Origin of the sequence: Methylophaga sp. UBA678, assembly GCF_002299105.1 — a bacterium.
GTDB lineage: Bacteria > Pseudomonadota > Gammaproteobacteria > Nitrosococcales > Methylophagaceae > Methylophaga > Methylophaga marina.
Genome location: NZ_DBNG01000033.1, coordinates 1 through 22,746, shown reverse-complemented (window position 1 = coordinate 22,746; position 22,746 = coordinate 1). Strand labels below are relative to the sequence as shown.

General features: G+C 44.4%; 23 protein-coding genes. 16 read left to right on the top strand and 7 right to left on the bottom strand.

Going from position 1 to position 22,746, the window contains the following annotated elements:
* The first annotated feature begins 4 nt into the window (after nt 1-4).
* From argB to B3014_RS14460, 4 genes are all read left to right on the top strand, one after another.
* The gene (argB, locus tag B3014_RS14475) at nt 5-904 is read left to right on the top strand and encodes an acetylglutamate kinase (protein ID WP_286305637.1); all 900 of its coding nucleotides are present in this window, start codon (nt 5-7) and stop codon (nt 902-904) included.
* Entirely contained in the window at nt 901-1,518 is a 618-nt protein-coding gene (gene slmA / locus B3014_RS14470) for a nucleoid occlusion factor SlmA (RefSeq protein WP_286305636.1), read from the top strand. The genes argB and slmA overlap by 4 nt, the downstream gene beginning before the upstream one ends.
* Nucleotides 1,515-1,955 (top strand): hypothetical protein, encoded by a 441-nt coding sequence (locus B3014_RS14465; protein ID WP_286305635.1) that lies wholly within the window; start codon nt 1,515-1,517, stop codon nt 1,953-1,955. Before slmA ends, B3014_RS14465 begins: the two co-directional genes overlap by 4 nt.
* A gap of 219 nt (nt 1,956-2,174) precedes the next feature.
* Complete coding sequence (locus tag B3014_RS14460; RefSeq protein ID WP_289244599.1) at nt 2,175-5,486, top strand: retention module-containing protein; 3,312 nt, start codon at nt 2,175-2,177, stop codon at nt 5,484-5,486.
* A 68-nt stretch (nt 5,487-5,554) separates the two neighbouring features.
* Here B3014_RS14460 and B3014_RS14455 read toward each other — a convergent pair whose 3' ends face one another.
* From B3014_RS14455 to B3014_RS14425, 7 genes are read right to left on the bottom strand one after another with little or no spacing between them, the layout of a single operon-like run.
* Entirely contained in the window at nt 5,555-5,956 is a 402-nt protein-coding gene (locus B3014_RS14455) for a type IV pilin protein (protein ID WP_289244600.1), read from the bottom strand.
* A complete protein-coding gene (locus B3014_RS14450; protein WP_289244601.1) occupies nt 5,949-6,242 on the bottom strand; it encodes a hypothetical protein in 294 nt (97 codons plus the stop codon). Before B3014_RS14450 ends, B3014_RS14455 begins: the two co-directional genes overlap by 8 nt.
* A gap of 10 nt (nt 6,243-6,252) precedes the next feature.
* Nucleotides 6,253-9,894: a pilus assembly protein gene (locus B3014_RS14445; RefSeq protein WP_289244602.1), complete on the bottom strand. Its 3,642-nt coding sequence runs from the start codon at nt 9,892-9,894 to the stop codon at nt 6,253-6,255.
* A gap of 4 nt (nt 9,895-9,898) precedes the next feature.
* Entirely contained in the window at nt 9,899-10,423 is a 525-nt protein-coding gene (locus B3014_RS14440) for a pilus assembly PilX family protein (RefSeq protein WP_289244603.1), read from the bottom strand.
* Nucleotides 10,420-11,511 carry a PilW family protein gene (locus tag B3014_RS14435; RefSeq protein WP_289244604.1) on the bottom strand — a complete coding sequence of 364 codons (1,092 nt, stop codon included), beginning with the start codon at nt 11,509-11,511 and terminating at the stop codon, nt 10,420-10,422. The genes B3014_RS14440 and B3014_RS14435 overlap by 4 nt, the downstream gene beginning before the upstream one ends.
* Nucleotides 11,508-11,969 carry a type IV pilus modification protein PilV gene (pilV, locus tag B3014_RS14430; protein WP_289244605.1) on the bottom strand — a complete coding sequence of 154 codons (462 nt, stop codon included), beginning with the start codon at nt 11,967-11,969 and terminating at the stop codon, nt 11,508-11,510. Before pilV ends, B3014_RS14435 begins: the two co-directional genes overlap by 4 nt.
* Complete coding sequence (locus B3014_RS14425; RefSeq protein ID WP_289244606.1) at nt 11,966-12,499, bottom strand: GspH/FimT family pseudopilin; 534 nt, start codon at nt 12,497-12,499, stop codon at nt 11,966-11,968. The genes pilV and B3014_RS14425 overlap by 4 nt, the downstream gene beginning before the upstream one ends.
* 291 nt (nt 12,500-12,790) lie before the next feature.
* Between B3014_RS14425 and flgB the strand changes: the two genes are divergently transcribed.
* The 12 genes from flgB to B3014_RS14365 all read left to right on the top strand — a co-directional run.
* Entirely contained in the window at nt 12,791-13,195 is a 405-nt protein-coding gene (flgB, locus tag B3014_RS14420; RefSeq protein WP_289244607.1) for a flagellar basal body rod protein FlgB, read from the top strand.
* Nucleotides 13,196-13,200: 5 nt separating this feature from the next.
* Nucleotides 13,201-13,614, top strand: coding sequence for a flagellar basal body rod protein FlgC (gene flgC / locus B3014_RS14415; protein ID WP_286305625.1), 414 nt, complete (start codon nt 13,201-13,203; stop codon nt 13,612-13,614).
* A gap of 13 nt (nt 13,615-13,627) precedes the next feature.
* Nucleotides 13,628-14,305: a flagellar hook assembly protein FlgD gene (locus B3014_RS14410; RefSeq protein ID WP_286305624.1), complete on the top strand. Its 678-nt coding sequence runs from the start codon at nt 13,628-13,630 to the stop codon at nt 14,303-14,305.
* An 11-nt stretch (nt 14,306-14,316) separates the two neighbouring features.
* Nucleotides 14,317-15,672, top strand: coding sequence for a flagellar hook protein FlgE (gene flgE, locus B3014_RS14405; protein ID WP_286305623.1), 1,356 nt, complete (start codon nt 14,317-14,319; stop codon nt 15,670-15,672).
* 50 nt (nt 15,673-15,722) lie between these two features.
* Nucleotides 15,723-16,466, top strand: coding sequence for a flagellar basal-body rod protein FlgF (gene flgF, locus B3014_RS14400; RefSeq protein WP_286305622.1), 744 nt, complete (start codon nt 15,723-15,725; stop codon nt 16,464-16,466).
* A gap of 42 nt (nt 16,467-16,508) precedes the next feature.
* Nucleotides 16,509-17,294 (top strand): flagellar basal-body rod protein FlgG, encoded by a 786-nt coding sequence (flgG, locus tag B3014_RS14395; RefSeq protein WP_286305621.1) that lies wholly within the window; start codon nt 16,509-16,511, stop codon nt 17,292-17,294.
* 131 nt (nt 17,295-17,425) lie between these two features.
* Nucleotides 17,426-18,133 (top strand): flagellar basal body L-ring protein FlgH, encoded by a 708-nt coding sequence (locus B3014_RS14390; RefSeq protein WP_289244608.1) that lies wholly within the window; start codon nt 17,426-17,428, stop codon nt 18,131-18,133.
* A 12-nt stretch (nt 18,134-18,145) separates the two neighbouring features.
* Complete coding sequence (locus tag B3014_RS14385; RefSeq protein WP_289244609.1) at nt 18,146-19,237, top strand: flagellar basal body P-ring protein FlgI; 1,092 nt, start codon at nt 18,146-18,148, stop codon at nt 19,235-19,237.
* A 2-nt stretch (nt 19,238-19,239) separates the two neighbouring features.
* On the top strand, nt 19,240-20,214 hold the full coding sequence (flgJ, locus tag B3014_RS14380; protein WP_289244610.1) for a flagellar assembly peptidoglycan hydrolase FlgJ: 975 nt from the start codon (nt 19,240-19,242) through the stop codon (nt 20,212-20,214).
* Nucleotides 20,215-20,241: 27 nt separating this feature from the next.
* Nucleotides 20,242-21,678, top strand: coding sequence for a flagellar hook-associated protein FlgK (flgK, locus tag B3014_RS14375; protein WP_289244611.1), 1,437 nt, complete (start codon nt 20,242-20,244; stop codon nt 21,676-21,678).
* A gap of 9 nt (nt 21,679-21,687) precedes the next feature.
* Nucleotides 21,688-22,593 (top strand): flagellar hook-associated protein FlgL, encoded by a 906-nt coding sequence (gene flgL / locus B3014_RS14370; protein WP_289244612.1) that lies wholly within the window; start codon nt 21,688-21,690, stop codon nt 22,591-22,593.
* Nucleotides 22,594-22,629: 36 nt separating this feature from the next.
* A partial coding sequence (locus tag B3014_RS14365) for a sugar phosphate nucleotidyltransferase (RefSeq protein ID WP_289287016.1) occupies nt 22,630-22,746 on the top strand: 117 nt, incomplete at its 3' end.

Below are 22,746 nucleotides of genomic sequence, written 5' to 3'. Positions count from 1 at the left end.
AAGAATGAGTTTAAACACACAACGTGCTACCCATATCGCTCAGGTATTAACTGAAGCTTTGCCTTACATTCAGCGGTTTTCTGGCAAAACACTGGTCATCAAATATGGTGGTAATGCCATGGTCGATGAAGCCCTAAAAAACAGTTTTGCCAGAGATGTGGTGTTACTCAAAGCAGTAGGGATTAATCCGGTCATTGTTCATGGTGGAGGCCCGCAAATCGGTGAGTTACTACAGCGGGTTGGTAAGCAAAGTGAATTTGTGAATGGTATGCGCGTTACTGACCGTGAAACCATGGATATCGTAGAAATGGTGTTGGGCGGTCAAGTTAACAAAAGTATAGTTAACTTAATCAATAATCACGGTGGTAGAGCTGTGGGCTTAACAGGTAAGGATGGCAGTTTAATTTTTGCGGAGAAACTGCAGATAACCGGGTCGCCTGATATCAAACCATCAGAATTAATCGACTTAGGTCATGTCGGTAAAGTCGCGAGCATTGATACCAGCGTAATTGATATGCTGATACACAGTGATTTCATTCCCGTCATCGCGCCAGTTGGTGTTGGTAAAGATGGTGAGTCATACAACATCAATGCTGATTTGGTGGCAGGAAAGATTGCAGAAGTTCTTCAAGCTGAGAAGTTAATTCTACTCACTAACACTGCCGGACTATTAGATGCTGATGGTGAATTATTAACTGGATTAAATGCTAAGCAAGTCAATGAGTTAATTGACGAAGGGGTCATATATGGTGGTATGCTCCCCAAAATAGGCTGTGCGCTAGACGCTGTTCAGTCGGGTGTGACGACTGCACATATCATTGATGGGCGTGTTCAGCATGCTGTTTTACTAGAAATGTTTACTGATGAAGGGGTAGGGACTTTGATTCGTGGAGGTGGTCGATGAGCGAGGCTGTGCAAACGAGTAGAGCTGAAACAAAACGTTCACGACGTCAGGATATTCTGGAAGCGCTTGCATCAGAACTAGAACAGCGTCCCGGACAACGTATCACAACCGCTAAGCTCGCTGCGAGTTTAGGCGTGTCTGAAGCGGCTCTTTATAGACATTTTCCAAGTAAAGCCAGGATGTTTGAAGGTTTAATTGGTTTCGCTGAAGACACGGTGTTTGGCTTGATTCAACGTATTTTGCAAGACGAACAAAATGCGTTGCACCGTATTGAGAAAATCATGACGCTTCTGCTTGGGTTTTCAACCAAAAATCCGGGGATCACCAGTGTATTAATGGGCGCAGCTTTAACGGGTGAAACAGAACGATTAAGACAGCGAGTGAGTCAATTTTTTGACCGTTTAGAAACGCAGTTTAGGCAGATCCTTAGAGAACGCGAGTTGACGTTGACTCAGGCCGGAGGAAGGCCTGTAAATGAAACGGCTAATTTACTACTTGCTGTGGTGGAAGGTCAGATGCAGCAATATGTGAGAAGTAGTTACCGGCAATCACCGCTTATTGGTTGGGATCAAAAATGGCAGTTATTGGCAAAAATGCTTGAGGTTTATGCATGATAAATGTGTGTCTGGTTGGTTCTGATATAAAGAAAGAACTCGCTCTGTTGCAGAGCCAGCATAACATTACGACCAATGCATTATATGACTCTTCCTTTGAAATACTTCTGGAAGCGATCGCAAAATCTAAGCCTGATGTACTAGTCATTTCAGACCGGACTGACGAACTTTCAGCTGATGAGCTCTGCTTCTATGTTAATTTGCGCTCACCGCATACAAAAACGATTATTATTACCGATAAACCTGCAACTTACGAACAATTAAAGCTGTCTGCTTTTACATGTCGAGGATTTGTAGCTTACGAACAACGGCATGCCATTGTTAGAGCTGTGCGTGTTGTGCATGATGGGGAAGCCTGGATTCCTAGAAAGTTAGTGACGGATGTACTTGATCACCTAGCTAAAGAAGAAAAACGGCAAAATCTCATCAAGAGCTGATAGCTCATTCCTCCCTTAGTTGAAATTAATGGTACTGATATTGCTTTCAAAAGCAGGAATTCGCCATCAAGAATTTGAAAAATGTGAACAGTTTCACATTTAACGGCGGGTGTAGTACCAAAGTACAGTAGATCAAATAAGGCTCTCAGGGCAATATTACGACATGATGAATAAGTTACGCGTGCTGGCTATTCCAGTACAGCGATCAGGGGAATAAATATGGCTACAGAAATTGGTGTTGTAAAAGCGCTCATTGGCGCTGTAACAGCCACCTCCACGGATGGTTCTGTAAGAACACTACAAGTGGGTGATGTGGTTTATGCCAATGATTTGATTTCAACAGGGGCAGAAGGTGCCATTGAAATCGAGTTTGCAGACGGCAGTGTTATGGATCTGGGCCGAAGCTCTCAAGCATTGCTGGATAGTGAAGTATTTGATCCAGTCAATATTGACGTTGCTGATAATGAAGAGTCTGTCAGTGACGATGTTGATGCTATCCAACAGGCTATTTTAGAAGGGCAAGATCCTACACAAACTGCTGAAGAAACTGCTGCTGGCGCGGGTAATGCAGCGGGAAATGAAGGCCATGATGCGGTCTTTGTCGACTATTTAGAGCCGGAAAGAATACCCGAGGCAGGATTTGATACCGTTGGCGTCAGCAATACTTATGACTTTCCTGAGGCAGATCTACTGTTTATTGATGATACTGATCCTGAACAGTCTGATGTACCGCCAATTGATCCGCCACCGCCTCCTCCGCCACCAGGTGATATTGTTATCCAGGCGCCATCCAGTTTGGTTTCTGAAGGCGGACTAGCGAACGGAATATCAGGTGGTTCGGCAACATCGACACAAACGATTAGCTTGGATCTCGGTGGAAATGATTTAAGCTCTATTTCTTTGTCCACCACAGGTGATACCACTGATTTATTAACACTTAATGGTTCAGCGATAGACACCGTTTGGGATAGTTCTACAGGGACATTGATAGGTTATATCAGTGGAACAGATTCTAGTGACTCAGCTAACCAGGTTTTTACAGTATTACTCAGTACTATTTCAAATTCGCAAGCATCCTACACCGTTGAGCTTCTTCAACCGTTACGTGATGTCGATGGTGTTGTTGAAAACATAAATGTAAACGTTAACGTAACTGATGACCTCGGTGGCACATCGTCAGCTAGTTTCAACGTTACAGTGCAAGATGATGCGCCTGTCGCAAATCCGGAACAACGTGCAACAACGCTAGGACAATCAGTTGATACAAATCTACTATTGATCCTTGACACGTCTAACAGTATGAATGGATCTGCTGAGTTTCAGGGCATGACGAAACTGGAAGTAATGATTAAATCCAGTTTGAACTTAATCGAGCAGTACGAAGCCCTTGGTGATGTCATGGTGAATTTAGTGACATTTAACAATAACGCTGAGAATCCAACCAATCTCTGGGTTGACACTGCCACTGCAAAAGAAATCATCAACTCGCTTACAGCTGATGGTGAAACAAATTATGATGATGCTATCCAACAAGCCATAGATGCGTTTAATGACACAGGTAAATTGGATGATGCTCAGAACCTTGCCTATTTCATGTCTGATGGCGCACCAAATGAAAGTAATGAAACGGATGCTAATGGCAAGTATATCGGTGTTGGTATCGATAGCGGTGAACAACAAGCTTGGGAGCAGTTCTTAATTGATAATGGCATCACTTCATACGCTTTAGGTATGGGGGCTGATGCTGTAGCAGAGGAATTAGCGCCTATAGCTTATGATGGAGTGAATAGTTCAGAGATTCCGGTCATTACAGTGACAGATTTTTCTCAGCTTGGTGATACTTTAACAAGCACTGTCACAGGCAATAGTGTCTCTGGTGATCTACTTGATGGTGGGCTCCCATCTAGTGCAGGAGCCGATGGCGGTTGGATTAGTCAGATTACGATCGATGGTGTTGGCTATACTTACAATCAACTAACGAATACAGCTTCTGCCGGTAGCGCTGTCGCCAGTTTTGATGTGACAACACACGTATGGACGATTACAACCGCTAATGGAAGTGTTTTAACGGTTGATATGGATAACGGTGAATATACCTACACGGTAGGGGATTCTGCGAACGGTAGCTTCACTGAAGAAATAACCTACGCGGTCACTGATGGCGATGGTGATAGTGCTAGTAACACATTTACTATCGATGTAGATGTGGATTTATCTACGTTAGTCGTCAGTGATGACGTCGTTATTACTAATCAAAACTCTGTTGATATTCCTGAATGGGCTTTATTTGCTAATGATAGTGGTGCTGATGGTGAAACATACTCCCTAAATGGAGTTAGTGCTTCATCGGATTCCGATAGTGCTTTAGTCAATGGTAATAGTGTGACCTTCAATGATGCCAATAGTAATGGCGGCAGTTTCAGTTATCAGAATCAAGCAGGCAGTCAGCAAGATTCTGCCAATGTCTCTGTTACATATGTGAATGGAAGTCTGTTGGAAGGCACATTCCGAGATGAAATTCTGATTGGTGGCGACGACGTTGATTTTATCTACGGCGGCGCTGGTGATGATGTTCTGATTGGCGGTACAGGCGGTACATATAGCTCAGGTGAAAGAGAAGTCATTGCCAGGGTAAGTCCAGGACAAACTGGTACGGGCAATGATAATCAGTTTTCTTTCACTTTGACTGCATTAGCCGCTGCTGCATTATATGTCACGGAGGTACGTATCTCCTTAGCCGAATATAATGCCTTTTTTGATCAGGTAGGAACCGATAGCTATACCTTCACCCTCGGTGATGGTTCAACTATATCAAGTGATGACATTCAGATGGTTACAGATGGCGATACTGATGAGCTAGTCATCACGTTTGAACCTGGTACTTTCACGAATGGAGAGACTCTCACCTTCGGTATTGATACTGATGGCCGGGGGATGACGAGAGGTGAAGATTTTGGATCACGAGAAGTGCCTTTTAAGGTCTCTTTCAGTGATGGAACCAGTCTTGATGGTAAATATCAGCCAGACACGACTAATGGTGGTAGTTCTGCAAGTGTTGACGATGATCCTATTGTCACTGAAACACTTGATGGCGGAGCTGGTGATGATATTGTCGTTGGTGGAGATGGGGAGCATATTATTATCGGCGGAGCAGGTAATGATATCTTAACTGGTGGCGAGGGTGCTGACTTATTCGTCTGGCATGATGGTGACCAAGGTACCGCTGTAAATCCTGCTGAAGATACTGTCACTGATTTTAATGGCAGTGAAGGTGATATATTGGATCTTTCTGATATTCTGCAGGGAGAAGAAAGTAATGATATTACCGACTATATCTCAGTCGCTGAACAAGGTAACGACGTTGTACTTTCGTTAACCCCAGAAGGCGATGGTGGTGATATGACACAAACAATCACTTTACAAAATACCAGTATTGATCAACTGGTTGGTAGTGATGCATCTGGTATGTCAAATGCAGATATTATCAACTCTTTGATTACTAGTGGTCAGATACAAGTAGATCAAAGTTAATTCAGTATATGAGAAAAGTAAAAAAGCCGACGTTAGTCGGCTTTTTTACTGGGTTATTTTATATGTTTCTACCAGCAACCAGCTGGACCAGTGGCACCTGTCTGAGTTATTGTCAGGGGGGTGCAGTTGACGTCATTTGCTTGGCTCCCTTGGGCTGTTGCCACTAATTGATAACTTGTCGCCGTAGGATTCGCTGCTACAACGATATTGTAATAGGCTGTTCCAGTCTTAGGTGACTGAGCAAAAGGTAAGGCACCCCGTGTGCCTACGTAAGTAAAGTTTTCTGTGTAATACCTCTCCATATAACTTGCCAGTTCCATTAAATCAGCCTGAGCATTAGCTCGTCGAGTTTGCCTGACTTGCTCTTGATAGGATGGATAAGCAATGGCAGCCAAAATACCGAGAATGACAACCACAATCATCAATTCGATAAGTGTAAAACCATTTTCTCTATATATTGTTTTATTCATTTAATAACCATATTTCAGTGATATAGGGGAGCTCGCCATCAGCACCACGATTCGTGTTAAAGCCTATAGCTGTGTCTACATTCACAATAGGGCCTTTTTCCCCTTGTGGCGCAAGACCATGCACAACCGTATTATGGTCGATAAGATACTCTTGATTAGAAATCACTAATCTATCTGAGGATAGCGATGAGTCCGTTACTGTTCCACTCTGACTAAAAGTCTGTGCAAATACTGACATTGGTATTAATAACACAGAGAGGATGGATAAATAATTTTTTTTAAACATACATATGTCCTTAATCAGTCAGTTGAATCCAAGATCGTCTTCCTATCGCATCCTCACTTGAAGACTCTTCTTCTAAAATAAGCTCACCTGTCTCGGCATCACTCATAAATTTCACTTCAGTGGAGCCAGAACCAGGAACACGTCTGCTGATTTTAGGTGGAGAAATGATACTGTCATAGCCTTTACCTGCGACAACTGGCACCTCGGTATCTGGCTCACCGTCACCATCAGTATCTACATAGAGATCATTTGCATCAATCACACCATCGCCATTGATATCCAGCGGCTGATAGTTCAGAGGTAGTCCCGTGTAATAATCTAATTCCATTAACCAACTACTACCACCAAAATCACATGCATCTTCTGATGGAACAAGTGACGTAAAGATCACTTTTTCATCTCGGATAATGGCTTCAGAAACTTGTCTTTCACCACTATTTTCACCTGATGATGCACTGACTAAGTCAACATACCAGCCTCGGTCATCAGTGTTAGCTGTACCCCAGTTAATGATTTTATCTGATTCTGAGGCCGATATTGTCCGATAATTCGTGCCTAGAATCGTAAATTCAGCCATTGCCCGTTTATTGAGTTGAGCCCGAGAAAATGCATAACGTGTATAGGAGGATGTATCAGCATCATATACTCTCGGATCCCAAATAGCGTAAAAACTTTGTGTAACTTGATCAACTGGAGTATTGTCGCCAACTTCAAAATATTTACCGGTACCAAATAAAAGTAAATAGCCATTTTTTTCTCTATGAAGCTCTACTTTAACTGGTGTTGTAATTGGTTGAATGTTGTCTTTGTTACAGCTTGTTCCGAAACACGCCGAATATAAAGGCAGTGGTTTATTGGTATCCGCATCTCTGTATGTAAAGTCCCAGTCATTCTTATTATTGCTACCAATTTCAATGCTCCAAACATTACCAAACATATCGCCGGCATAAATCAGATCGGTGGTGCCATCTTGGTTTGTGTCGATAGCTGTCGGCGTGGCGATTCCATTTGGTCTAAACTGTTCGGTTGGATCCTCATTTTTGCCTGTTTGTGTATCAAACTTACGAATCAGGCTACCAGTTTCTATATCTACGATATAGATATAACCATTGCCATCTTCACTGTCATGGCTTGCATTATTTGCACTGCCATCAGCGTCATTATCAAAAGTATTGTTGTACCCGCCACTAAATAAGGCCGCCCATTTACCGTTATTCAAACGAACAATATTTGCTTGTCCCATGGTGTATCCCATATCGGGATCATTCTTATCGGTAAATTCCCACAACACTTTTTTAGCTGATTCTGTTTCATTTGAAAATGCTGAAGGATCCGTAATGTCCAAGGCAAAGTAACCTTGACCACCCGCGCCAAGACCTGAAACAAGTACTGTATGCCAACTGCCATCAAAAAATGCATCTACCACAGTTGGACTGGCATCAACGTAATATTTGTGTGAGTAGCTGGGGGATGATAATTCTTTCAAGTTGTTGTAGACACTATTGGGCACATAGGCAAACTTTTCAACTCCAGAATCAGCATCAAACGCATGCAACATACCATCATTCGCCCCTACATAAATCATAGCGGTTCGGTTCAGATAGGTGCTGACAAACTCAGAATATAGGACAGAATCTTCTGGCTCATCATCTTCTGATCTATTGCCCCATTGATCGTAATAATCTGATCTAGGAGGACCAAGTAACACTGGAGAGGAATTAATAATATCGCCAAGTAATTTAGTTCGTGTTCTATAGATACCCTCAGATTTACTCTGTTCTTTCGATTGGTTACCACGCAGATAATTCAATACATCTTCGCTACCTAATGATAATTTTTGACTAGAATTCAATGCATTCCAGTCAAATGCATAACCATTATTACCATCAGAGGTGAATATCACACGTTGATTAGCGCTTGGAATTTTATTAGCAGCATCCCACAATGCTGAAGGTAATAATTGTCCATCGTCATCAAAGCCAAACGCTAGTAGTCGTCCTGTCCAGTCGCCACTGTTAAAACGGGCTTGATAGACTTTACTGTCACTAGTTATGGCACCCGAGTTAACGGCAACAGCAGCGGAGGACGAAGTTCTCGATGTGATATTTTGTAAAATGCCAGCAAGTGATTCGGCAAACTCATCAGGATCAGCAGCACTGAAAAAATTACCATGACTATTGACTGCAGCATGCCATAAGTCATCTATTTTTGCTGGGTTTGAACTTCCCGGGTCAGACCATGATTTGGTCGGAGGGGTGGCTGAAAGCGCGTTTAAATCATTCTCTGGGTCGAGTGAGCCTTTGACCCCGAGCCCCACGGTGAATGTGACCATGTGTTGCCAAAATGCTGGATCTTCCGTATTGGTTGGTACTTCATTTTCTAAGTCTGTGCGAAGATCCCGTTTCCAGTAGTGCATGGCTGTATCAGCCAGTGTATTTGACCATGAATCAGAGAAAGGGGGAGAAGCTAAATACGTATAATCGTCATCATTAGGACCACTGATGGTGGTGCCGTTGCTACTGTCAACATTTCCAAGTCCTGGGCTTCCACCATTCCAGTAGCCATCTGTAGTGAGAATATGATAGCTCTGACGACAAGTCAGGTGAGCAGAGGAGTCATCAGTACCTGGGTTAGCTCCCCATGGTCCTCTGTTGTCGGTTCTTTCGTAATATTGGCCTACACTGGCCGCAGCTGATCTGAGTGGTGTCCCGTAATTGTTAATCACATGATCGTAGAGGTTATCGTAAAATGCGGTCCTGTTCGCACCGCTAAATTTTCTGACTCCTCTGATGAGGGCTCTGTTACTGCTGACACCATCGATAGTGCGGCTACCCTCGTTTATTGCAGCAAAACCGACACGGGAATTTTCAGATTGGGTGGCAAATGCGCGGCCTACACCAGCACGAGCTGTCAAAATTCTTGAGCGGTAATATTGAAACCAGTTAGCAAAGTTTTGTATTTCTTCATCACGAGTCCGAGTCGTACCGTTTGGACTGGTGAATGTTGTACTAGCTGAAGTGGAGTCGGTAATTCTTACCCGTGTATAGCGAGAGCGATCTAATCGCAATGCCTCTGAGTCAGAAGCGCTGCCATTGTATTTGTAGTATGTGATGGGCCAAAAACTATGGTTACCATTGCATGGGTCTCCATAAGCACTACCGAGGCTACTGCCATGTTTGAACCAGCATGAATATTGTGTTTGTTGAGTTTTTAAGTTGATACTTCCACGTGAAGGATCGGCCGGATTATATAGCGCAGCTGATGGATTCGCATTTCCCATACTCGTGCCATCAGCCTTACTCCAAGGCACATAAGTCACATCTGGATTGTAGAACACTGCGTTGTTGACAGATGAGCGTGAAAAGAAGTTATGGACGTTATCGTCATCAAAGTTTGGTACCTGGTTACTGTAGGTAACACCACCATAAAGACTGGACGGTCTAGGGAACAGGTAATTCGCATAATGTAAATTCTCATCAGGCATGACCTCCCATTGCATTGAACCTGAATCATCAAGTGTAAACATGATATTCGGTGCAACCACACCACCGAGATAGAGTGGCACATTACTGATGTTGAGATTAGCTGCTGAAGATGTCAGCGAGTAAATACCCAATAATACGAGCGCTGTGAAAGAGGATAATTTATTCATATTTTTACCTCATACGAACGACAGACTGTAAAAGGACCACGGATTGCACTGAGCCACCCACACCGCGGGCAGTAACGCGGTAGAACTTAGCACCACCTTGTTGCTGGTCTCGAGGCTTATTACCGTTACTATTTCCGGGTTTTATAATTTCTTCAATGACATAACGTGGTGGGCTGACAGCACCTTGTGGTTGGGTGGCGGCTGTGCCATTTGCAGTCCACCAGGCGGCGTTACGTTGAAGCCACCAAGGGGTCGCATCTGTGCCGACAGGATCCATAGATTGTTTGGTCCAACACCCGGGGGCACCAGTATCGGAACAAATTGGCAGATTAACCCAGTTTAAGACGGTACCTTCACCAGCTCGTAACGCCACTTCAGCTGCTTTAAACGCTATATCTCTGTCAATTTGATTAGCTGCCATTTTTTCTTCCATGACACCTGTACGCATGGCAAAGATTCCTATCATGGTCAGCAATAACAGCATAATGAGACTGACAATCAAGGCCGCACCTGATTGTTGAGTTTTCATAATATACGGTTCCTGAGCGTTATTGTTTTAGTAAAGACTTGTCTCAACCTGCCGTCATTCGGGGTGATGACATTGCCCTCGAGGGTATAGGTGCCATCCCCTAATGCCACATTATCATTTTGTTGAGGGTCAATATTGATCATGACTAAGGAGATGCGAACACTGATAACCTGCTCCCAGTCAGCCACTGCATTTGCTTTGACATATTGGTCTACACTACCGTTATTGCTGGTATCGACACCATACTCCACCTGCATCTGTTCGACACCTTCGATAAGTACATCTGGATTTTTTCCCAGCACCATCTGATAAAGAGAAGGGTAATTACTGGGGCCATTTCGAATAAAAAAAGTATGTGTAGTGATGGTATTTAACCAGCCCTGACTTAGGCCAGATAGTCCCAAGTCAACTCGACTATTTCCAGGTGTACCGATACCTGTTTCATGTTGAAGATTGCCGTCTACTGAGGGATCATTGGTCACCTGAAAAATCACGCTATTATTGCAGTCAGAAGCAATCACGATGTTGGCACACTCACCAGGATTTGCTTCTGTCGCCGGATCGCAATCATCCAGAGGATTATTCTGTGGAATTTTGACCGGAGCAGAGGGGCCTAAACTGCTATCGAAATGACTAACTTCAATAAAGACATTGTTAACCGTACGTAATGTAAAAACATCACTACCTGCAATCGCTTGATTGATTCCAGCAGGTAATGCGGGAGACCAGCCACCGTTGTTATCTGCTTCGTGGCCTAAGACTGGGGCACCACCTATGTCCCAGAAATAATTATTTGCCGTGTTCAGATTATTGACTAGGCTTCTACCTGTACCCCCTGAATTTCTTCCTGTAGCCCCTCTATTCCCTGTAGGGATAGAGTTACAACCGACGTAACCGGCGCGGTCTAAAAGCGATGAAATGTGATGAATTGCATAGCGTCCATCTTCTTGCATGCGCGCTTTCATATCTTGTACACGATAGGTTTGACGCGTACTAACGAATAACTCTATTACCCCAGCAATCAGTAAAAGGCCTATGACAAGTGCCACCATCAATTCGACTAGAGAAAACCCTTTTTCTTTATTCATATTGCACTTTCCAGAACCATTGTCGAGGTCGCATAGTCACCATAATTAGTATTCTCATCACCAATTTGAATATCTGACCATCTCACCGTGATTGTGCAAATGAAGGGCTGGTTCACAAGAAAGTTGCCACACACAATTTGTCCTTCACCTGCTGGAAGATAGGCTGCTAGAGCAGCTCGCCACTCACGAATATCGGTATCAGAAACACTATTGCCAGCTGGCGTACCTTGATTAAAAAGAATGTCATAGTTTTTTGCATAGGCTGCCGTGGTATTAGCTTTCATGCGCTCTAGTATGCTGCCAGCAAGAATATTAGCTTGGGTTTTGAGGCCTGCGGTTGAGTTGGCCTTGAGGGTGGTGACTTGTAAATGTGCCATACCAAGTAAACCTATAGCTAAGACAAATACTGCCACCATAACTTCCAGTAAGGTAAAGCCGGTTTGTTGACGTCTCATCATGGGCAAACATTCCCGATAGAAATTCTGCTACTACCTGACTGGTTCACGGTAATAATTCTTTCATTGCTGCCTGTCGAGCAAAAAGTGATATTGCCATTTGGGAAACCTAGTGTGGATAGAATTTCACCTGTCGGCATAAACCGAAATCCACTGCCTGTATTTCCGGCAGCGACTGACGTAACGCTGTCCAATGCATTTTGTTGAGATAGAAAGCAATCCTGATTCTCTGCACAAACTGCCCCTACATCTCCAAGCGATTCATCAGCATCCCAGTCAGTAAATACATTCCAACCACTACTCCAGTCACCATTGGTAATCGGTAGCATGGTGACTTGAATGCCTCTTCTGATAGCTTCGCTGCGTGCCAGTTGCATGGTGCCCATAAAATCATTTGCTGTCGTGATAAGGCGGTGGTCTCGAATCATTTGAGAAAAACTAGGGGCAGCAATAGCTAATATGATGGCTGCAACAGCGAGTGTTACCATCAATTCAACTAAAGTAAATCCTTGATTAATTTTGTCTTTTACCACGTCGTATCGTCCTCTCCATGTGGTCGGTTTTAGTCTTATTTATTTTCTCAGTCAAGCTTCAATCAATAGACTTTGTGGGGCTTGTCTCATATTTTGAAAAATAACGGTGAATATCAGCCATATCGTCATTTTTAAGTGTAGCAACATGGCGGCAATAGGGGGAAATCTTTGCCGCTATGTTCGACCAATATGTTGCCGAATTCATAGCTGTTTATCGGCAATTCATACGCTTAGTTTAGTTGGCACGTTAAATGCTCAAGGACAATTGTAAATGAGGATGGAGGCGTACAGATGCCGATTAATTTTGATAGTGCGATTGGAATTCATGCTGATGCATTGCGGGTGCGATCACAGCGTGCAGAGTTACTGGCCAGCAATATGGCAAATGCTGATACGCCTAATTACAAAGCTCAGGATATTGATTTTAAAGAGACTTTGAAGAATGCGATGGCAGGATCTTCTCCTAGCCAACTGAACACGACGAATAACAAACACTATGCCACTAATCCGGAATCCAATGGACTGATGGGACCCATCCAATATCGAGTGGCCACTCAGGACTCACTTGATGGCAATAGTGTCGATGAGGAGGTTGAGCAGGCACAGTTTATGCAGAATGCTGTTCAGTATCAGGCCAGCCTTCAGTTTTTGGGTGGCAAGTTTAGTTCGATGACACGAGCACTGAAAGGAGAGTAGGCACTATGTCTTTATTTAATATTTTTGATATTGCCGGTAGTGGCATGAGTGCTCAGTCTCTGCGTCTGAACACAACAGCAAGTAATCTAGCGAATGTGGACAGTGTCAGTAGCAGTGTTGATCAAACATACAAAGCCAGACAACCGGTCTTTGCGACCGTACTTGATGATGTTCAGGAAGGTTATAAGCAGGGCGCAGTGCAAGTTCAGGGAGTCGTTGAAAGCCAGGCACCTGTTAGACAGGAATACAACCCAAGTCATCCAATGGCAAACGAAGATGGCTATATTTTCCACTCTAATGTGGATCCCATTACCGAAATGGCAAATATGATGTCCGCGTCACGTTCTTATCAAAATAACGTTGAAATCGCGAATACCTCAAAACAATTGCTGTTAAGAACATTACAGTTAGGGCAATAAGGAGGGGTGAAAGATGGCTGTGAGCGGCGTTAACGATAACAATCCGTATGCATTCTTGAACTCAAATCGTTCAAGTGAAGAAACCAAAAAAGATCCTGGCACATTGGGCATGGAAGATTTTATGTCTTTGATGACCACCCAATTAAAGTATCAGGATCCAATGAACCCCATGGAAAATGGTGATTTTCTTGGACAAATCGCATCTTTTGCTCAGGTCACAGGCTTATCTGACTTGCAGGATTCGTTCTCTACTTTTTCTAACTCGATGCAGTCTAACCAAGCACTGCAGGGATCATCATTAGTAGGACGTAAAGTACTACTTCCATCTTCAATCGGTAATTTAACGGCAACAGATGGTATGTCCGGGCGGATAAATGTTGCCGATCCTGTCACGGATCTAAAAGTGAATATTTACGACGAAGCTGGCGTTGTGGTTCGTACCATCGAAATGGGTGCTGCTTCGGGCTATACCGATTTCACCTGGGATGGGTTTGACGACAATGGTGAGGCCTTACCAGAAGGTGTTTATCAGTTTAAAGCCTCGGGTACGGTAGACGGATCTAACACGGCTTTTGCCACCGGGGTTATGGCTCAGGTATCGAGTGTATCCATTAGCTCGACCGATGGCCTGATAGTGAATTTGGCCGGAATTGGTTCTGCGTCATTTAGCGAAGTAGTTGAAATTCTTTAGGAGAACATCTTATGTCATTTAGTACAGCTTTAAGTGGTTTGAATGCGGCAACCGCCGATCTAAATGTCAAATCAAACAATATTGCTAACGTCAACACGACAGGCTTTAAGATGTCTCGTGCAGAGTTTGGTGACGTCTTTGCCGTGTCGGCGTTTGGTTCAACCAATCAAACCGCGATTGGTAGTGGCGCAGTGTTACAGAACGTGGCTCAGCAATTTAACCAGGGTAATCTGGAATTCACCGATAATTCCTTGGATCTAGCGATAAGTGGGCAAGGCTTTTTTGCTTTAGCACCTGAGTTGGATAGTGGTGAAGTCATCTACACTCGGGCGGGTGAGTTTGGTGTGGATAAAGATGGTTATATCGTATCAAATGAGGGGTGGTATCTGAGAACCTTCCCTGTAGATTTACAGGGCAATATTTCAGCTACTAGCATGAATGCGACTTCACCTATTCAATTACCTGCTTCAGTGGGTGCGCCTGAAGCAACTACGGCATTAACCATTGCAACCAATTTGCCTTCTACTTCTGATGGCATTATCGATAGTGGTACTGGTGGTATTTTGGCGATTGATCCGACGGATGACACCACATACAGCTTTTCAACATCAGCGACGATTTATGATTCATTGGGTAATGAACATATTGTGACCACTTACTATCAGCACATTGATGAAGCAGCCTTGGATGGTGGTACACCTGTCGGTGACAATCAATGGCAAATGGCTGCTTATGTGGATGGTGGTGAAGTCAAAGGTGGTACGGCTGGTGTCCCCTATGCGTTAGAAACCGATGCCAGAATCAGTTTTAATGCCGACGGTACACTTGCCAGCGTTGATGCCGATCCTGGTACGGCGGCGCTTGATGATGTGGTCATATCCTTCACAGATGGTGGTGCTACGGAGTGGGCCAGTGGTGCCGAAACTCAAGATATTACTATCTCATTGAGAGGGTCGACACAGAACTCAGGTAGCTTTAACGTCGGTGCCTTGACGGTCAATGGTTTTCCGACCGGACGTTTGACGGGTGTTGATGTGAGTGAAGAAGGACTGATTCGCGCAAACTATAGTAATGGTCAAGCCATCCCAATCGGTAAGATTGCCATGGGTAACTTTGCCAATCCACAAGCGCTGAACAAAATTGGTAGTACGGCATGGAAGGAAACAACGGATTCTGGCCCGGTCATTGCAGGAGAAGCTGCGACAGGTAGTTTTGGTCAAATACAGGCGGGTGCATTAGAAACCTCGAATGTTGATTTGACAGCAGAGCTAGTAGGACTGATTACAGCACAACGTAACTTCCAGGCTAACTCCAAAGCGATTGAGACAAATAACGCTATTACTCAGACCATTATCAACCTGCGATAACGTTTTTAGTTTAAATGCGCTGTTTAAAACAGCGTATTGAGGGTGAAAAAATGGACCGTAGCTTATATATCGCCATGAATGGCGCTCAACAAACCATGCTTGCTCAGGCAGCCAATGCCAATAATTTGGCGAATGTGAACACAACAGGGTTCAGGGCTGACTTTGAGCAGTTCAGAAGTATGCCAGTGTTTGGTGAAGGTTTACCCAGCAGGGTCTATTCAATGCTGGAACGGCCTCAGACGGATTATCAAACTGGTTCGATTCAATCTACGGGGCGTGATCTGGATATTTCTGTTCAAGGCGAAGGCTTTATTGCTGTGCAAGGTAAAGATGGCCGTGAAGGATACACGCGTGCAGGTGATCTTCATGTCACCGAAGCAGGGCAGCTCGTCACAGGAACGGGCCTAGCCGTGATGGGAGAAGGTGGACCTATTGCCATCCCACCGGCACAAACTGTCGAAATCGGCAGTGATGGCACGATATCTATTCGTCCTATCGGTGAAGCGGCAAACGCCCTTGCCGTATTAGACAGGATTAAATTAGTCAAACCAGACTTGCAGCAAGTGTTTAAAGATAGTGATGGCCTCATGCGTATGCAAGATGGCTCTGAAGCACCTTTAGATGCCACAGTGAAAGTCGCTTCCGGCACACTGGAAGGAAGCAATGTGAATGCGGTTGGGGCGCTGGTAAATATGATTGAGTTGCAGCGTCAATATGAGATGCAAGTCAAAATGATGGATACAACCCAGGAAAATAGTGCGGCATCGGCACGTTTAATGCAGATGAGTAATTAGCATTCAATGTAATACTGACTGCATAGATTTCAGGAGACAATTATGAATCAGGCTTTGTGGATTGCCAAAACCGGCCTTGATGCCCAACAAACACGAATGTCAGTTATTTCAAACAATCTGGCTAACGTGAACACAACAGGTTTTAAACAAGACCGTGCCGTTTTTGAAGACTTGCTATATCAGACTATAAGACAGCCTGGTGCCCAGTCTTCAACAAGCACTCAACTACCATCCGGCTTAATGATTGGTACAGGTGTTCGCACTGTTGCGACGGAAAAGTTACATGGTCAAGGTAATATTATTCAAACTGAACAAGCATTGGATATTGCTATTAATGGTCGTGGTTTTTTTCAGATTTTAATGCCTGATGGCACATTGTCGTACACTCGTGATGGTACATTTCAATTAGACTCTGATGGTCAGATTGTGATGTCAAACGGTAACCCGCTGGAACCCTCCATTACGATTCCTGCTGACACGCAGAGTATCACGGTAGGTTCAGATGGCACGGTCAGCGTGACTCAGCCAGGTACGGCTACCCCGACCATTGTAGGTAACATCGAATTAGCTGACTTTGTTAATCCAACAGGTCTACAGCCTATCGGTGAGAATTTATTTCAGGAAACGGGTGCCAGTGGCACACCGATAACGGGAACACCTGGATTGGATGGGTTTGGCCAAACGATTGGCGGCGCTCTAGAGACATCGAATGTGAATGTGGTGACTGAGCTGATCAACATGATCGAAACGCAACGCGCCTACGAAATGAACTCAAAAGCGATTTCTACTTCCGATCAAATGCTGCAGTACGCCAGCCAAAATCTCTAGTTACAGCACTTGGCTACCTGGTCCCCCACCAGGTAGCCTTTTTTCTTTTTCAATATTCACTACCTCACTCATTTTTGGCACGAACTCTGCAGCATTATTTCATGTGAAGTTGGTTTTTTCGGAGTGTCAAAATGAAAACAGTTGCCCCATTTTTAGTATTTCTTGCTGTGGCAATGTTATCGGGTTGCTACAACAATGAAGTCAAACGTGACCCTGCGTTTGCTGCTGTTCGTCCTGCTCCTATTGAGCCACAAGATAATTATGACGGTGCTATTTTTGACGCACGCAATAATATTTCTCTATTTGAAGATTATCGTGCAAGACGAGTCGGCGATATTTTGACGGTGAAGCTGGAAGAGCAGACTGATGCCGAAAAAGAAACAGAAACTACTGTCAGTAAATCAAATAGTAACAACATCGATAATCCAACATTGTTTGGTACTACTCCTCAATTCAATTTGCCCAGTCAGTTACCTTTAGCCAACACAACAGATAACAATTTGGCATTTGGTATTGGCTCTAACTCAGATTTTACTGGTGCGGGCGACAGTGATCAGAATAACAAACTGAGCGGTAATATCAGTGTTTCGGTTGTAGAAGTACTGCCAAACGGCAATATGGTGATTCGTGGTGAGCGAGTCATCACTATCAACCAAGGCAATGAATATATTCGGTTGTCAGGCATGATCAGTCCCAGAGATATTGAGGCCGATAATTCTATTTCGTCTATCCGCATTGCCGATGCCCAGATTTCTTATGTAGGAGATGGTCCGACTAATGATGCCAATGTGATGGGCTGGTTAAGTCGATTCTTCGTCAGTGCATTAATGCCTTTCTAAAGGGTGAAAGTTATGAAGTTCAAAGTGTTTGTCGCATTTGCGTTAATAATGAGTTCGGGTATGGCTTATGCCGAACGGGTCAAAGATCTAGCCTCAATTGCGGGTGTGCGAAATAACCAATTAATCGGTTATGGCCTTGTGGTCGGCCTCAATGGTACGGGTGATAAAACCAAGTTTACCGGCCAAAGTTTACGAAACATGCTGGTAGAAATGGGCATCAATATTCCACCAGGCACCGACCCAAAAAGTAAAAACGTTGCAGCCGTTTCAGTTCATGCCGATTTGCCGCCTTTCATGAAGCCTGGACAAACCATTGATATCACCGTTTCTTCTTTAGGGGATGCGAAAAGCTTACGTGGTGGTAGTTTATTGATGACCCCTTTAAAAGGGGCAGATGGACAGATTTATGCCATGGCACAAGGCAATTTAATTGTAGGTGGTTTTGGTGCTGACGCAGCTGATGGTTCACGCGTTACCGTCAATATTCCCAGTGCTGGTCGTGTGCCTAACGGTGCAACCGTCGAGCGGGCGGTCAGAAATGCATTGAATGTAGGAGATTCGATTATTCTGAATCTACATAGCCCTGACTTCACCACCGCCAGTCGTTTAAGTGATGCGATTAACCATACTCTGGGTAAAAACACGGCCTTTTCGATGGATGCTTCTTCCGTAAAAGTCAATGCGCCACGAGATCCTAATCAACGAGTACCCTTTTTATCACTGATTGAAAATTTAGAGCTGAGCCCAGGTGAGGCCCCTGCCAGAGTCGTGGTTAACTCACGCAGCGGAACGGTCGTGATTGGTCAGCATGTCAGAGTGAGTCCAGCTGCTGTCACTCATGGCAACTTATCAGTCACTATTTCAGCAAATCCTGAGGTTAGCCAGCCTGAACCGTTCTCACAAGGACAAACCGTGGTGACGCCTAACTACGACATCAACATCACGGAAGAAAATAGTCGTATGTTTGTGTTTAACCCGGGCGTGTCACTGGATGAAATCGTACGTGCTGTAAACCAAGTCGGCGCCGCACCTGGTGATTTGGTCGCCATCCTTGAGGCTCTCAAACAAGCGGGTGCGCTTAAAGCAGACTTAGTGGTCATTTAATCATGGCTTACGAATCGAATATTGCCCAGTCCGCTGTTGACTTTCATGGTCTGAACCAACTGCGTCAGCAAGCGGTGAAAGGTAGTGATGCTGAGCAAACACTTAAGCAGGTGGCTGGTCAGTTTGAGTCTTTATTTGTGAATATGATGCTCAAGTCCATGCGCCAAGCCAGTTTAGCTGAAGGCATGTTTGATTCGACACAAAGCAAAATGTATCAGGATATGGCTGATCAGCAACTGGCCTCAGATTTATCGATGCGAGGTGGTCTGGGACTGCAAGATGCCATCATCAAACAGCTAGGAAGTTATCAGTTGCAGTCCTCTCAACCAGCGAGAACGGATCAATCATACAGTTATGACACAGTGACTATTCGGCCAGCACTTGCTAAGAAAGTGAATGAACTGATGATCAAACAAATCCGTGAGATTCATGCAGAAAACGGTGAGATTGAGACAAAAGCAGACTTAATGAATCTTGGGGAAAAGGTTTTTAATTCACCCAAAGATTTTGTGCAAACCTTGTGGCCGTATGCACAACAAGCTGCAGATAAAATAGGCGTGTCGCCTGAAGTAATATTGTCGCAGGCTGCACTCGAAACCGGCTGGGGTAAATTTGTATTAAAAAGCAAAAGTGGTGAAACAAGCTTTAACCTGTTTAACATCAAAGCGGATAAAAGCTGGGACGGAGAGCGTGTCAGTAAAGTGGCACTTGAGTATCGTGATGGCAAAGCTTACAACGAGGCTTCTCAATTCCGTGCTTATGATTCTTACCAAGATAGCTTCAATGACTACGTTGAGTTTTTACAAACTCAACCACGCTACCGTAACGCATTGCAGCACACCAATGATGCTGAAGCCTTTGTTGAACACCTGCATAAAGCAGGGTTTGCAACCGATCCTCAATACGCTGACAAAATAAAACGCATAATGAATAGTGACATTCTGGCACGAATTTCGCTGGAGTCAGACCATGCATAATCACGCTGACGAGTTAAGGAGCATGCCATGAGTCTGCTAGGGATTGGGACATCGGCATTATTAACAGCCCAAGGTAATTTATCGACGACAAGTCATAACATCAGTAACGTCAATACTGAGGGATACACTCGCCAGCGTGCTGACCAAGCCACCCGTACACCTGACTACAAAGGAGATATGTATTTTGGTACGGGTGTACAGATAACCTCGGTTGAACGTGTTTATGACACCTTTCTGGCGAGCCAGGTTAGAACGTATACCGCACAAGAAGCAGCCCAAAGAAGCTATCTCAGTTATTCACAACAGGTAGATGATCTACTTGGTTCGGAAGACTTAGGTCTGAGTACAGGCATCAGTGAGTTTTTCAACTCAGTAAATGAGGTGGCAAACGATCCTACCTCTATAGCGGCCAGACAATTGATGCTGACCCGTGGTGAACTCTTAGCGAATCGTTTTAACACCATGGACTCACAGCTAACAAAGCTAGACGAGCAGGTTGATTACGATATCACCGTTGCCATTGATGACATCAATAATCTGTCGAAAAGTATTGCCGAGTTAAATTCGGCCATTACTGCCGCCACAGGTGCTGGTGGATCACCGAATGATTTACTTGATAAGCGTGACAAACTGATCACAGATCTTTCCGAGATCGTCTCAGTGAATGTTATTGAGCAATCAAACGGCACCACAAATATCCTGATTGGTAATGGCCAGGCCCTTGTCGCGGGCACAAAAAGTATGGCTCTAACGACGGTTACGGATACCTCAACCAGTCCACCAAGATTAGGTATTGGCTACGGTGATAGTAGTACGAATATTACCAGTCAGTTATCTGGTGGTACCTTAGGTGGGGCTTTGGATTTCCGTGACACGATTATCGATGATGTGAGAGCGGAGCTTGATGTGTTGGCACAAGCCGTTGTGGAAGGTTTTAATGCTGTCCACAACAACACGACGAATATTGCCAATGGCGGTCAGGGTTCAGTTGATTTGGATGGTAATGATGGTGGGGATTTCTTTAACCCGGCAAATATTACCGCTGCCACGATCTCCTTGGCAATCAGTGATCCGCGTGCTATTGCCGCTTCCTCTAAATTTGATGCGGCAACAGGTACGATAAATATTTCTGGCTCTGGCAATAACGAAAACGCTTTGGCGCTGGCTAATCTGGAAACAGATAAAACGCTCGTGACCATTGCCCCCGGTGTAACTCGTTCCCTATCAGAAGGTTATGCCGTGCTGGTGTCTGATGTCGCCACCAGAACTCAGCAAGCAGAAGCCAGTCAGGAAACACAATTAGCATTGTTGCAGCAGACCGAACAGCGTTTCGACGCGGTAGGCGGTGTAAATCTGGATGAAGAAGCCGCTCAGCTGATCAAGTTTCAGCAAGCCTATCAGGCGGCATCACAGATCATTATTGTGTCCAATACTATTTTTGATTCACTGATTAATGCTGTTTAGGAGATTATCATGAGAATTTCTACATCCTATATTCAACAGCAAAGTGTTGATACGATGCTGGCCCAACAAAAGCAGTTGGCGGATACCCAGTTACAAGTCTCAACGGGGCAACGAATTCTAAGACCGTCAGATGACCCGGTGGCAGCAGTAAAGTCATTGAACTATCAGCGTGAAGTCAGCATCAACGAACAGTATCAGGCGAATGCCGATGTGGCTAATAACAAACTTAATGCCGCTGAAAATGCCTTAACCAGTGCAACAAATATTGTTCAACGGATCCGTGAGCTGGCTGTGCAAGCACTTAATGACAGCAACGATGCCAATGCCCGAGCAGGTATCGCAGAAGAAATTGATGAGTTGAATAAGTCTCTCGTGAGCCTGGCGAACACCACAGATGCGAACGGCGAGTTTTTATTCTCTGGTTATCAATCTTTTACACAAGCGTTTGACACTACCACATTTGCTTATGGCGGCGATGGTGGGCAACGCAGTATGCGTGTAGGCAGCGATTATTCTGTTGAAGCAACCTTTCCCGGCGATGAGCTATTTGTTATCACCAATGCCGACACAACTACTCAGGCGGTTTTCCAAACCATTGATGATTTTTCTACCGCGCTTAAAGCCAATACTATAGGCACAGCCCCTAATAATGGTGAGTTTCTTGATAATATGTCGACAGCCATTGATTCATTAACGACAGCAAGAACCGCTGTAGGTGCCCGAATCAATTCAATAGACCAGCAACGTAGTATTAATGAAGACAGCTTAGCTAGTCTGGAAACGAGCCTAACTAAACTTAAAGACTTGGATTATGCCGAAGCCATTTCACGCTTAAACTCGCAAACAACGGGTTTGCAGGCGGCTCAACAAGCCTATGTCAAAGTGCAAGGACTGTCCCTCTTTAACTTTTTATGAAACACTGACATTTTTACACTCGTCAGTTATAAAAATATGAAAGCAGTAATCCTGGCTGGTGGTTTAGGCACCCGTATCAGTGAAGAGTCCATCAATAAGCCGAAACCAATGATAGAAATAGGTGGAAAGCCTATTCTTTGGCATATTATGAAA